General features: G+C 64.1%; 12 protein-coding genes and 1 tRNA gene. 2 read left to right on the top strand and 11 right to left on the bottom strand.

What is annotated here, in order from left to right; genetic code table 11:
* Positions 1-129, bottom strand: a 129-nt coding sequence (locus AC04SI_RS26785) for a GFA family protein (protein ID WP_488475227.1), incomplete at its 3' end; no start/stop codon positions are given.
* Positions 130-333: 204 nt separating this feature from the next.
* Here AC04SI_RS26785 and AC04SI_RS26780 point away from each other — a divergent pair.
* Positions 334-624 carry a hypothetical protein gene (locus AC04SI_RS26780; protein WP_488475226.1) on the top strand — a complete coding sequence of 97 codons (291 nt, stop codon included), beginning with the start codon at positions 334-336 and terminating at the stop codon, positions 622-624.
* A gap of 2 nt (positions 625-626) precedes the next feature.
* A complete protein-coding gene (locus AC04SI_RS26775) occupies positions 627-1,310 on the top strand; it encodes a hypothetical protein (protein WP_488475225.1) in 684 nt (227 codons plus the stop codon).
* 120 nt (positions 1,311-1,430) lie between these two features.
* Here the strand turns inward: AC04SI_RS26775 and AC04SI_RS26770 are convergent, their stop codons facing one another.
* The 10 genes from AC04SI_RS26770 to AC04SI_RS26725 form a co-directional block, all read right to left on the bottom strand.
* Positions 1,431-3,035, bottom strand: a complete 1,605-nt coding sequence (locus AC04SI_RS26770) for a tyrosine-type recombinase/integrase (RefSeq protein WP_488475224.1) — start codon at positions 3,033-3,035, stop codon at positions 1,431-1,433.
* Between the two features lie 86 nt (positions 3,036-3,121).
* Positions 3,122-3,206: transfer RNA gene (locus AC04SI_RS26765), tRNA-Leu, on the bottom strand.
* A gap of 136 nt (positions 3,207-3,342) precedes the next feature.
* On the bottom strand, positions 3,343-3,963 hold the full coding sequence (locus AC04SI_RS26760) for a 2,3-bisphosphoglycerate-dependent phosphoglycerate mutase (RefSeq protein ID WP_488475223.1): 621 nt from the start codon (positions 3,961-3,963) through the stop codon (positions 3,343-3,345).
* A gap of 33 nt (positions 3,964-3,996) precedes the next feature.
* On the bottom strand, positions 3,997-4,818 hold the full coding sequence (gene dapB / locus AC04SI_RS26755; protein ID WP_488475222.1) for a 4-hydroxy-tetrahydrodipicolinate reductase: 822 nt from the start codon (positions 4,816-4,818) through the stop codon (positions 3,997-3,999).
* The gene (locus tag AC04SI_RS26750) at positions 4,815-6,626 is read right to left on the bottom strand and encodes an ABC transporter ATP-binding protein (RefSeq protein WP_488475221.1); all 1,812 of its coding nucleotides are present in this window, start codon (positions 6,624-6,626) and stop codon (positions 4,815-4,817) included. The genes dapB and AC04SI_RS26750 overlap by 4 nt, the downstream gene beginning before the upstream one ends.
* Positions 6,627-6,796: 170 nt before the next feature.
* Entirely contained in the window at positions 6,797-7,816 is a 1,020-nt protein-coding gene (locus AC04SI_RS26745) for a glucokinase (RefSeq protein ID WP_404282144.1), read from the bottom strand.
* Positions 7,817-7,901: 85 nt separating this feature from the next.
* Complete coding sequence (gene mepA / locus AC04SI_RS26740) at positions 7,902-8,993, bottom strand: penicillin-insensitive murein endopeptidase (RefSeq protein WP_404282142.1); 1,092 nt, start codon at positions 8,991-8,993, stop codon at positions 7,902-7,904.
* A gap of 70 nt (positions 8,994-9,063) precedes the next feature.
* Positions 9,064-9,972, bottom strand: a complete 909-nt coding sequence (locus AC04SI_RS26735; protein WP_404282140.1) for an SDR family oxidoreductase — start codon at positions 9,970-9,972, stop codon at positions 9,064-9,066.
* Positions 9,969-11,129, bottom strand: a complete 1,161-nt coding sequence (queG, locus tag AC04SI_RS26730; protein WP_488475220.1) for a tRNA epoxyqueuosine(34) reductase QueG — start codon at positions 11,127-11,129, stop codon at positions 9,969-9,971. Before queG ends, AC04SI_RS26735 begins: the two co-directional genes overlap by 4 nt.
* Positions 11,110-11,802 (bottom strand): glutathione S-transferase family protein, encoded by a 693-nt coding sequence (locus AC04SI_RS26725; protein ID WP_404282136.1) that lies wholly within the window; start codon positions 11,800-11,802, stop codon positions 11,110-11,112. The genes queG and AC04SI_RS26725 overlap by 20 nt, the downstream gene beginning before the upstream one ends.
* Positions 11,803-11,873 lie beyond the last annotated feature (71 nt).

The raw sequence follows: 11,873 nt of genomic DNA, 5'->3' as shown, positions 1-11,873 counted from the left end.
GACCCACGTGCCGATCGGCGATCCGGTATGTTTGCGACACCTATTGCAGTGGCAATGACAGAGCCACAAAGGCTCGGCATTGGTTTTGTAGCGCACGTTGCCACACAAACAGCCTCCAGTGAGCGACATCCCGGTTCCTCCAACCAAGTGCGCGCTTGTTCCTGCACGCATGCGCCAGACTCGCACGAGCACTCCCAAAGCGGAATCCCAAATCGGACTCTTATGTTAGGCGGTATCCACTAGGGCGGCGTATAGTTGTGCGTATCTTCCCGTCACCATTGCATGCCATTGGGGTTCGCTGCCAAGTTTCGCTTTGGGAATCGGGGGGAGCCTATGCGCTTTGTAGTCCTTCTGGCCGCTGCCACTGTCACGGCGTGGTCAGACACTTCACCTGCACTTGCCTTCTATTGTACGAAGCCGTCCGCGCCGTCCTGTGCTGAGCGATACGGCAGCTTTGATGATGAATACGAGTTCGACAGGTGCAAGCGCGAAATGGAGGATTTCAAGTCGGAGGTGGAGCGCTTCATCGACTGCAATAACCAGCAGGCACGAAGCGACAACGAAGAGTCAATTTCCGACTACAAGGATGCCGTAGAGTCATTCAATCGGAGGGCTGGCAACTGACTATGAGCGAACTAGTCACGAGCCTTCAAACGTGGTCGATGGTCCTAACCGCCGTGGCAACCATTGGGCTTGGCTTCTTTACCTGGGTATTAGCACGAGAGACGAAGAGGCTCTCAAGAGCGACGGCTCAGGCCCATGTGGTGGCGACCCTTGAGCCAAACCATTGGTCAGTCAGGCACTTTGACTTGGTGGTTACCAATACGGGAAACGCCGCAGCCCACGATGTTGTCATATCATTCAGCCCCGATCTTCCCGAGAAGGATGGTGGCGGAGAGATTGGGCGTCCTCTTCGGCATCTGAGTGTGTTGAAACCGGGTCAATCGCTATCGTGCTTTGTCGGAGCCTATGAGGTCTTTCACGAGAAGACCTACCAAGTTTCGACCGGCTGGAAGCACCACCCTGACGAACGGGAGCGCCAGTCGCTTAGCTACGAGTTGTCCATGCGCGACTATGCGGATTTCGGCCATTTAGGTGCCCGCACCCCGTTTATCCAAATGGCGGAACAACTGAAGAAGATTCGTGAGGACTGGCAGTGGATAGCGAACGGGTCTCGAAAAATTAAGACAGATAGCTATTCCGGCGAAGATCGCGAGAAAGAGCGGAAGCGGTGGGAGCCACAACGGAAGGCGGCTTCACGACCGCCTAGGAAACCCAAAGGCCAAAGCGGCGAAGAGAGCGGGACCTGATCCAACGTCGCGTTCATGGCCGCAATCCGCTCCTGCCTCCTCCCCAGAACTACTTTGCCCCATCCGCCTACCCCAGGGCAGAGAATGCGTTTATTTCGGGTGAGCCCGCCCGGTAGCGCCCTAGTCGGTTTCAAACTTGGGGAACTTCTCCATGGCGTCCCGCTGCGCCTTTAACGTCACACTACCGTAGGCACCGCCGACTGTCTTAGCCGCATGGCCGCAGATGGCGTCCAGAACGCTATCCGCAATGCCTGCCTCGCGCCCTATCGTCTTGAAGGTGTGCCGCCATGCATGATTGGGCTGGACTCTCTTATCCTTCACCACCTCCCGGACAAACTCCCTGAGCCTGTTCTTGACGCTCCGCCACACGCCTCGCACTTCTCCATCCTGCTTGCGGGGGATAAGGAAGAGATAACCCGACGGGGCAGCGGCAACGAAGGTGAGGAAGCCCTGGGCCGCAAGGTGGTCATGGAGCACAACCTCCCGAACCTCCTTGTCTTTCACCGTGCCCGCCTCTGGCGTGATGGTCATCACCCACAGTGAGCCCTGCTGTCTGATGTCCTCTTTGCGTAGCTGGACAATCTCGCCCACCCGGGCACCCGAATAGGCGCACACCCACGGCACCCAACGTTTGGCCGCCTTGAGCTTCGGAGACTCCCGGCCATTGTGGTTGAGGCTATGGACCAAGACTACCTTGGCCTCCTCCGTGGTGAACTCTTTGCCGCGTGTCCGCACCGCCTTCGCGCGGACCACCCGGATACCCTCTGCTGGGTTGGCACCCAACTTTCTATTCCCGACCGCCCACTTGAAGATGGCCCGTAGCCCAGCCACGTCGCTATCTCCCACTGTCTTCGGGCTGACCCCTTCTGCGAGCCTGTGGTCCTTGAAGGCGACCACATCGCTGGGCTTAACGTCTAAGGCCTCGTCATGCTTTAGAAAGGCCACAAAGCGGTCCATCGTGCCCTTGTAGCTTTCGTAGGTGCTGAAGGCCCTGCCGGCCGACTTGGCTTCCCGCCACCAGTCTTCCACTAGACCGACAAGAGAGGTCTGTGCGACCTGCTTAGCAACTGTGGTGGCCTTTGTCAGTTCCAACGCGGGAAACCGATTTGCCTTGGGGTCCGGCGAGTAGTCGCCTGCTGTTTCCCGATCCGCTTGCGCAAAACCATCCTTGAGGGAGCGAAGCACTTCACGGGTAAGCAATTCGACTGAATCCGATGCGACATTGACGAGGCCGCGACGGACGAGAATCTGGCTAGCTGTCCGCAAAGCAGGGTCGCGGCCAGAAGGGTCTGTCCCAGCCTCTAGTCTTGCCATTGCATTCTTATAGACTCCGCCGCCGATCTCCCCTGTGAAGGCGCTCTCCGCGTCCGACAAGTCCGGGTCGATGTCCGCCAGAGATTCCCATGCGTAGACATCTCGGGAGAGCGCCACGGCCTGCCTATGTGACAAGACGATGGGGCTCTCGCGGAGTCCTTGCCAGACTGTTTCCAGATAGCCGGCCACTTGGGCTTGGCGAGTTTTGACTTCGCTAGGAGTGGAAGCACGCAACGATACGCGAACGGCGTGATCCTTGACGGTGATCGTTTTCCTTACGATCTCAGGGCCAACCGGAATCTGCAGCGTTACGCCCACCGCACGGTCCCTCACGTCGGCCGGAATGCGTTGGTTGAATTGCTGATTAATGGTGCCTTTTCGCTTCACGGGTTTGACCAGCCGGAAATGCATTGTTGCACACCTTTGTAACACACAAGGGCGAGCGCAATGAATTGAAAAGGCTTATCTTATTGATCCCGTTGGCAGTCGGGATGAGATGGTGCCCAGAAGAGGACTCGAACCTCCACTCCTTGCGGAACACGGACCTGAACCGTGCGCGTCTACCAATTCCGCCATCTGGGCTGGTGCGGGCTCATGTAAGCGGGCAAGCGACGGGTGTCAACGCGCTTTTTTTCGAGCCCGCTATTCGGGTACCGGCTTAAAGTCCGACCGGCAATTCGCCCTGCCGGCGCGGCAGGGCGGAATCGCCGACCAGGCCTCAGCCCTCCAGCACTTCCTTCGACGCCACGGTCGAATCGGCGTTGAGCTTGTAGATCACCGGCACGCCGGTGCCGAGTTCCAGCTTGACGATCTCCTCGCCGCTCTTGCCGTCCAGCGCCATGATCAGCGCGCGCAGCGAGTTGCCGTGCGCCGCGACCAGCACGGTTTCGCCGCGCAGCACATGCGGCTGCAGATCGTGCAGATAGTAGGGCCAGACACGGGCGCCGGTGTCCTTCAGGCTTTCGCCGCCGGGCGGCGAGACGTCGTAGGAGCGGCGCCAGACATGCACCTGCTCCTCGCCCCACTTCTTGCGCGCGTCGTCCTTGTTGAGGCCGGAGAGGTCGCCATAGTCGCGCTCGTTCAGCGCCTGGTCGCGGATCGTCTCCAGCCCGCTCTGGCCGACCGCGTCGAGAATGTGCTGGCAGGTTTTTTGGGCCCGGATCAGCGCCGAGGTGAAGGCGATGTCGAATTTCAGGCCGCGTGCCTTGAGCTTCGCGCCTGCGTCCTTGGCCTCCTTGTGGCCCTGCTCGGTCAGGTCGACGTCGCGCCAGCCGGTGAACAGGTTCTTCAGGTTCCATTCGCTCTGGCCATGGCGCACGAGCACGAGAGTTCCCGACATGTTTGCTCCTTCAAGGTTGGGGATCAGGCCGCCTCAGCTTAGGCCGAGCACGTCCCGCATCGAATACAGTCCGGGCTTCCGGCCGCGCGCCCAAAGTGCGGCTTTGACCGCGCCGCGGGCGAAGATCGCCCGGTCCTCGGCATGGTGGGCAAGCGTGATGCGCTCGCCGGTGCCGGCCAGCACAACGCTGTGATCACCGACCACCGAGCCGCCGCGCAGCGTGGCGAAGCCGATCGAGCCCGTCTTGCGCACACCGGTGTGGCCGTCGCGCACGCGCACATCGTTGCCGGCAAGCTCAATACCGCGCCCTGCGGCGGCGGCTTCGCCGAGCAGCAGTGCCGTCCCCGACGGCGCGTCGACCTTGTGGCGGTGGTGCATTTCCAGGATCTCGATGTCGAAATCCTCGGCATCGAGCGCCTTCGCGGCCTGTTCCACCAGCACCGCCAGCAAATTGACGCCGAGGCTCATATTGCCGGACTTGACGATCGTCGCATGGCGCGCCGCCGCCGCGATCGCGGCATTGTCGTCGGCTGAGCAGCCGGTGGTGCCGATGACATGGGCAATGCGCGCCTGCGCGGCGTAGCCGGCGAATTCCACGGTCGCGCCAGGGGCGGTGAAGTCGAGCACGCCGTCGGCCTTGGCGAAGGCCGGCAACGGATCGTCGACGATCGGCACGTTGATGATGCCAATGCCGGCAAGCTCTCCGGCATCCTTGCCGAGATAAGGTGATCCCGGCCGCTCGACCGCGCCGGCGACGCGCGCGCCCGGCATCGTATGGATGGCACGGATCAGCGTCTGGCCCATGCGGCCGGCCGCGCCCACCACCACCAGGCCCATATCGCCCGATTCGCTCATGCGTTCCTCCCCACCACCTTCTTTCCACGCGAGCGCGGCAGCGGAGTTTGGATTGGCTTGGCGTCGTCGACAAGCCCCAGCCCCTTCTTGCCCTGCACCCGGTGGAAGCGGGCATAGACGCTGTGCGGATCGGCCATCAGCGCGGCATGCGTGCCTTCCTCGACCAGCCTGCCCTCTTCCAGCACGATGATGTGGTCGGCATTGACCACCGTCGACAGCCGGTGCGCGATGACGATGGTGGTGCGCCCTTCCATGACATGGGTCAGCGCTTCCTGGACGCGCGCTTCCGCCTCGTTGTCGAGCGCCGAGGTCGCCTCGTCGAGCAGCAGGATCGGCGCATTGCGCACGATGGCGCGGGCGATCGACACACGCTGGCGCTGGCCGCCGGACAGCGTCACGCCGTTTTCGCCGACGGGGGTGTCATAGCCCTCCGGCTGCTGGCGGATGAACTCGTCGGCCGCGGCCTGCTTCGCGGCCTGCTCGATCTCGGCATCGCTGGCGGAGAGCCGCCCATAGCGGATGTTGTCGCGGATGGTGCCCTCGAACAGATAGGGCGCCTGCGAGACATAGGCGATCGAGCCGCGCAGCGATTTCTTGGTCACCTTTGAGATGTCCTGGCCGTCGATCGTGATGCTGCCGTGGTCGACATCGTAAAAGCGCTGCAAGAGCGCCACCAGCGTCGACTTGCCGGCGCCCGAAGCGCCGACGATGGCCGTCATCTTGCCGGCCTGGGCGACGAAGCTCAGCTCCTGCAGCACCGGCGTTTCGGGCACATAGCCGAACGTGACGTTGTTGAAGTGCACCTCGCCAGTGGTGATCCTCGCTTCGGCCGCGCCCGACGTATCGCCCTGCTGCGGCTGGAGGTCGAGAAGCTCATAGATCATGCGCGCATTGACCAGAGCGCGTTCCATGCCGACCTGCATGCGCGCCAGCCGCCGCGCCGGATCATAGGCGAGCGTCAGGGCCGTGATGAAGGAAAAGACCGCGCCCGGCGGCTGGCCGAGAACGGTAGCCCGGTAGCCGGAATAGGCGATGACGCTGGCAAAGGCCAAACCTGCCAGCAGTTCGGAGATCGGCGTGAGCCGCTCCGAAACGCGCGCGATCTTGTTTGACCGCTGTTCCGCATCGTCGGCGAGCTTGCCGATGCGACGCGACAGCTCGTCCTCCATGGTGAAGGCCTTGACGATGGCGATACCTTGCGTGGCTTCCTGCATGGCGCCGATCAGCCGCGAATTGATCTGCACCGATTCACGGGTGATGCGCCGAACCCGCCGCATCAGATAGGTCACGGTGTAGATCAGCGGCGGTCCGATCAGCAGGGAGCTGAGCGAAAGCACCGGATCCTGGTAGATCATAACGCCGACCAGGGCGACCAGCGAGACAGCGTCGCGCGCGGTCGAGGTTATCGTCATCGACAGCAGATCGCGAATGCCGTTGACATTCTCGTTGACCTGCGCCGCCAGCCGGCCGGAACGGGTGTCGTTGAAGAAGCTGACGCCGAGCTTCATCAGATGGTTGAAGATGCGCTGCTGGTAGCGCGCCACCAGATTGTTGCCGATCCTGGCCATCGTCACCGCCTGGCCGTAGCCGGCAAGCCCGCGCAGGATGAAGGCCCCGAGCAGTGCGGCGCAGATCCACGGGATCAGGTCGCCGCGCCGTTCATAGAAGATCTGATTGACGACCGGACTCATGATCCAGGCAGAGAGGGCCGTCGTTGCCGACACGGTCAGCAGGCACAGGATCGTGAATACGTACGACCACCGATAGTCGCGGCCGTTCTCTTCGAGAATGCGGCGAATGACCGCCACGACCTCGCCCGGCCGAGCTCTCGCATGGTGTTGGGATGATTGGTTCAAGTCGCTGGCGTTCCGTGGGTCCGTCGTCTGGTCATGCCGCAAGGGCTGGAATTCGGCACCCCTCTTAGCGCCCTGTCTGCGGCTTGCCTATGGCGAAACTTCGTCGCGGGGCGGCGCGATCCTTATGCGCGCCAGCGCCGTCCCGCCGTCTGGACGCCGAACAGCGAGGGGTTTCGGGCATAGGCGGCAAGGCCGAGAAGCGCCGCCAGCGGGTGCGTAATGACATAGACCGGCATGGCGCGCATCAGCTCGCTGTGCGGCGCCTTGTCCTCGAAGGCGGCGCGGAAATTGCCGGCTTTCAGCGCCGGCACGATCTTTTGCGCGATGCCGCCGGTGAGGAACACGCCGCCGCGGCTCATGAACACCAGCGCCAGATCGCCGGCGGTGCGCCCGAGGCAGGTGACGAACATCGACAGCGCTTCTTCGGCCACCGGATCCGTCTTCGCCAGGGCCGCGGCGGTGATTTCGGCCGGCGTGGTGAAGGGCACCGGCTTGCCGTCGGCCTTGGCCACGGCGCGATAGAGGTTGACCAGGCCGCGCCCGCACAGGATCTGCTCGCCTGAAATGCGGCCTTCCAGCCTCTCGATATGGGGGAAAACCTGGAAATCGCGGGCTGAGCGCGGCCCAATGTCCATGTGGCCGCCTTCGCCCGGCACCGGGATCCAGTGGTTGAGCGCATGGATCAGCCCGGCGACGCCAAGCCCGGTGCCGGGACCGAGCACGACGCGGCCGGCATTGGCTTCCGGCGTGCCGCCGCCGATCTTTTCCATATGCTCTTCGCCGAGCGCGACCACGGCCAGCGCCTGCGCCTCGAAATCGTTGAGCACGACGATGTCGCTGAGGCCAAGATTGGCGAACATTTTCCTTGGCTTGACCACCCACGGGCAGTTGGTCAGCTCGATCTCGTCGCCGTCGACCGGACCGGCCACCGCCAGCACCGCCGAATTGGGCCGGATCGAGGAGCGGTCGAGCACCGCCGCCTGGATCGCCTCGTCGATCGTGTTGAAATTGGCCGTCTGGACGATCTGCGGCTCGGTCGCTTCCGAATTCGCGTCGAGCACGATCGAAAAGCGCGCATTGGTGCCGCCGATGTCGCCGATCAGGACCGGAAACCGCAGCGCTGTCTCGTCGTCACCTTGCATGGCTCTTGGTCGTCCCTATTCCGGCAGTCTGCCGCTGTTTCTCGTGACTAGCGCATGACTTCGGAAAGGGAAAGCCGCTTCCGCGTCAGTTTCCCGGTCGCGGTCGCGGCAGCGGGATGCCGATCTCGGGTGTCGGCGCGAACGCGCTTGCCGAGGCCGGCAGCGCCGCCGCGCCACTTGGCACTTCCGGTGCCGTCGGCAGCGCCACCGCCGGCTCGGCGGCGACAGCGATCGGCACGCCGCCGCCGTGATAGGTGGCGGTTTCCGCCGAGGCCGGAGCCGGGGCGTCGAGTACGGTCTGGCATTGCCTGGGCAGGTTCGCCATCGTCATCAGGTCGCGCGCCTTCGGCGCATCCGAGTTCTTGTTGGGCCGCCACGGCTCCTCGGTGAACCACCAGGCCAGCGGCTTGCCGCAGCCGTCATCAGCCGGGGTCGCTTCCTGCCCCTTGCAGTTGGGCGAACCCGGCTGGCAGCCGATGCGCATATGGAAATGATAGTCATGGCCCCAGAACGGCCGGACCTTGCGCAGCCAGGAGCGGTCGCCGGTGACGGTGTCGCAGAGCTTCTTCTTGATGCCGGGATTGACCAGGATGCGCTCGACCTCCGGGTAGCTGGCCGCGCGCTTGAGAAGCCGCGTATGCATCGGCTTCCACAGCCCGTCCTTCACCAGGTGGGTCTTCTCATCGACCATCAGGGTGGCGCTCATTTCTTCGCGCTGGCGGGTCGAAAGCGGGCGACTGGGCATCGGCGTCAGCCAGATGTCGGCGTCGAGGCCGATCTGGTGCGAGGCATGGCCGGTCAGCATCGGTCCGCCGCGCGGCTGCGAAATATCGCCGATCAGAAGCCCCGGCCAGCCGTCGGCGTGAGCGTCACGTGCGAGCTTCTCGACCAGCGCGATCATCGCCGGATGGCCCCAGCGCCGGTTGCGCGACGGCCGCATCACTTCCCAGGTCGGCCCGTCCATGGGGATGGCGACGCCGCCGGCAAAGCAGCCCTTGGAATAGAAGCCGAAGGATTGCGCCGCTGCCACCGCCGGCAGCTTCTTGGCGCCGAACAGGTCTTTTGCCCGCGGCTCGGCCGTCAGCGCGCCCGCGACAAGCCCGGTGAGTGCAAGGATGGACATCATCGCCGTCAGGAACGGCCTTCTGCCGGGCAATGATCGCATCGACATCGTCATGAAACCGGATCCCCTCCGCAACAGGCCGCGAACCGTGGCGAATCATACCACGACCAGTGCTGCGCTTCGATCATGACCGCTTCATCGGGCTGCGCGCCTCGCCCTCGCGCCAGTTGCCGTTGGCCCACATATGGTCGAGCGCCACCCGGTAATCGGGAAACCGGAAGCTGTAGCCCGCCGCCTTGATCGACGCGTTGGCGACGCGCTTGTTCTCGCCATAGAAGGAGCGCGCCATAGGCGAAAGTTGGGCGGTCTCGAACGGAATTTCCGGCGGCGGGGTGACGCCCATCAGCGAGGCGGCGTAGGCAACGACGTCCTGCGGCGGCGCCGGCAGATCGTCGGTGACGTTGAAGATGCCGCCGCGATTGGCATCGGCCAGATGCCAGAGCGCGCCGGCAATGTCGTCGCAATGGATGCGGTTGAACACCTGGCCCGGCTTGACCAGCCGCCGCGCGGTGCCGTCGGCCAGGTTGACCAGCGCGTTGCGGCCGGGCCCGTAGATTCCGGAGAGCCGCAGGATCGCCACCGGCCGGCCGATCTCCCGGCCCAGTTCCAGCCAATCCTGCTCGGCGGAGACCCGCATCACCGAACGTTTGGAGACGGGCCGGCATTCGGCGGTCTCATCCACCCAGCCGCCGCCATGGTCGCCATAGACACCGACGGTGGAGAGATAACCTATCCATTCGAGCGCCGGCATATCCGTCAGGATCGCATCGCGCGCGGCATTCAGCACCGGATCGCCGACCTCTTCCGGCGCCACCGAGACGATCAGGTGGGTGGTTGTCCTCAAGGCCTCACCGATCTCTGGGGTCAGCGCGCCGTCGAAGCGCAATGGCGTGATGCCGGCCTGCCGCAGCGCTTCGAACTTCTCCGGCGAGCGCGTCGTGCCAAAAATCGTCGAGGCTGCATCCTTGCTGGCGCGGGCAAAAGCCTTGCCGGAATAGCCGGCGCCGAAGATGAGGATATGCTTTTCGGTCATGCATGCATCTCGATTGGATTTGATTGCGCCAGAAGCCATTCGTGGCGCACAGACTCGTTGCGTTCGGTTTGCGCCGCGGCTGCGGCACGTTCGGCGAACTCGATCTCGGGCACAAGCCGTGACAGCGCCCAGATAGCCGCGCCCCGCACCAGCGGCGAGGCATCGCCAAGCAGTTCGCGTACCGGACCGGCCAGCGAAAAATCACCCGAATTGCCGGCGGCGATCAGCACGTTGCGGACAAAGCGGTCGCGGCCGATGCGTTTTATGGGCGAACCTGTAAAGAACGAGCGAAAAGCGGTGTCGTCGAGCAGCAAGAGCTCCGCAAGCGACGGCTCGCGCAGATCCGCGCGGGCGACAAGCTTCGCCTCGGACGCTGCTTGCGCGAACTTGTTCCACGGGCAGGCGGCCAGGCAGTCGTCGCAGCCATAGATGCGGTTGCCGATCTTTTCGCGGAATTCATGCGGGATCGGCCCCTTGTTCTCGATGGTGAGATAAGAAATGCAGCGCCGCGCATCGAGCCGGTAGGGTGCCGGGAAGGCATCGGTCGGGCAGGCATCCAGACAGGCGCGGCAGGAGCCGCAATGATCGTCCTCCGCCTTGTCGGGCACAAGCGCGGCGGTGGTGAAGATGGTGCCGAGAAACAGCCAGGAGCCGTGTTCGCGGCTGACCAGATTGGTGTGCTTGCCTTGCCAGCCGAGCCCGGCGGCCTCCGCCAGCGGCTTTTCCATCACCGGCGCGGTGTCGACGAACACTTTCACGTCGCCACCCGCGCGCGCGACGATCTTGCCGGCGATCTCCTTCAGCCGGCCCTTCATCACCTCGTGATAGTCGCGGTTCCGCGCATAGACCGAAATGGCGCCACGGTCGCGCCTTGCCTGCAGCATGCGCGGATCGTGCTCCGGGCCGTAATTCATCGCCAGCACGACGATCGAGCGGACCTCGGGCCACAGCGCCGCCGGTTCGCTCCGGCGCTCCAGCGTCTCGGCGATCCAGCCCATCGAACCGTGAAAACCGTCGGCGACGAATTCGGCGAGCCGGGCCGGCGCCAGAGGGATCGCGTCGGGCGTGGTGACCGCGACGGCATCGAAACCGGCGCGCTGCGCCTCGCGGTCGATCAGCGCGCGCAGTTTTGCGGCGTCAGAAGTCGAGGTCCGCATAATGCGACACCGGTGACAGGCCGCGCACCCGGTCGGACAGAAGCGGCCGGAACGACGGCCGCGATTTCACCCGCGTATACCATTCGCGCGCCGCGGCGTGTTCGCGCCAGTCGATCTCGCCGAGATAATCGAGCACCGACAGCGCAGCCGCCGCCGCGAGGTCGGCATAGGTCACCTTGTTGCCGGCCAGCCAGTGGCGGGTGCCGGCCAGCCAGTTGGTGTATTTCATGTGCTGGCGGATGTTGGCGCGCGCCGCCCGGATCGCGCCCGAATCAGGCGAGCCGCCGCCCGCCGTCTCCGGCATGATCGGCTTCAGCACGCGCTCGCGCACCAGGTGCCGCGTGACCTCGCCCTCGGCCTTGCTGAGATACCAGTCGGTCAGCCGGCGGATTTCGGCCCGCTCCATCGGGTCTTCGGCGAACAGCCTCTTGTCGCGTTTCAAGACGCCGCGCGTCTCGTCGAGATATTCGGCAATCACCATCGCGCCGACGATCGGCACGTCGCCTTCGGCAAGCAGGATCGGCAAGGTGCCGGCCGGGTTCAGCGCCAGAAACTCCTTGCGCCGCGTCCACGGCTTTTCCTCGATCAGCGCCAGCTCCTCGCCATATTCGCCGAAGGCGAGGCGCACGAACCGGCAGGCGGCGAACATCGGATGGTGGAAGAGCGTCAGCATGGTCCCGCGATGATAAGGCGCACTGGCGAATCGCCGGCCGCGCCGGTAAGTCTTGGCCGCCCGCAAAGCGG

The sequence above is a fragment of the Mesorhizobium sp. CNPSo 4689 genome (assembly GCF_057784325.1).
Note: the sequence above shows the minus strand (reverse complement) of the source record. Positions and strands in the feature narration are given on the sequence as shown.

Coding starts and splice junctions, on each gene's coding strand:
- AC04SI_RS26780 (WP_488475226.1), top strand. CDS start 334: ATGCGCTTTGTAGTCCTTCTGGCCGCTGCCACTGTCACGGCGTGGTCA.
- AC04SI_RS26775 (WP_488475225.1), top strand. CDS start 627: ATGAGCGAACTAGTCACGAGCCTTCAAACGTGGTCGATGGTCCTAACC.
- AC04SI_RS26770 (WP_488475224.1), bottom strand. CDS start 3,035: ATGCATTTCCGGCTGGTCAAACCCGTGAAGCGAAAAGGCACCATTAAT.
- AC04SI_RS26760 (WP_488475223.1), bottom strand. CDS start 3,963: ATGTCGGGAACTCTCGTGCTCGTGCGCCATGGCCAGAGCGAATGGAAC.
- dapB (WP_488475222.1), bottom strand. CDS start 4,818: ATGAGCGAATCGGGCGATATGGGCCTGGTGGTGGTGGGCGCGGCCGGC.
- AC04SI_RS26745 (WP_404282144.1), bottom strand. CDS start 7,816: ATGCAAGGTGACGACGAGACAGCGCTGCGGTTTCCGGTCCTGATCGGC.
- mepA (WP_404282142.1), bottom strand. CDS start 8,993: ATGACGATGTCGATGCGATCATTGCCCGGCAGAAGGCCGTTCCTGACG.
- AC04SI_RS26735 (WP_404282140.1), bottom strand. CDS start 9,972: ATGACCGAAAAGCATATCCTCATCTTCGGCGCCGGCTATTCCGGCAAG.
- queG (WP_488475220.1), bottom strand. CDS start 11,129: ATGCGGACCTCGACTTCTGACGCCGCAAAACTGCGCGCGCTGATCGAC.
- AC04SI_RS26725 (WP_404282136.1), bottom strand. CDS start 11,802: ATGCTGACGCTCTTCCACCATCCGATGTTCGCCGCCTGCCGGTTCGTG.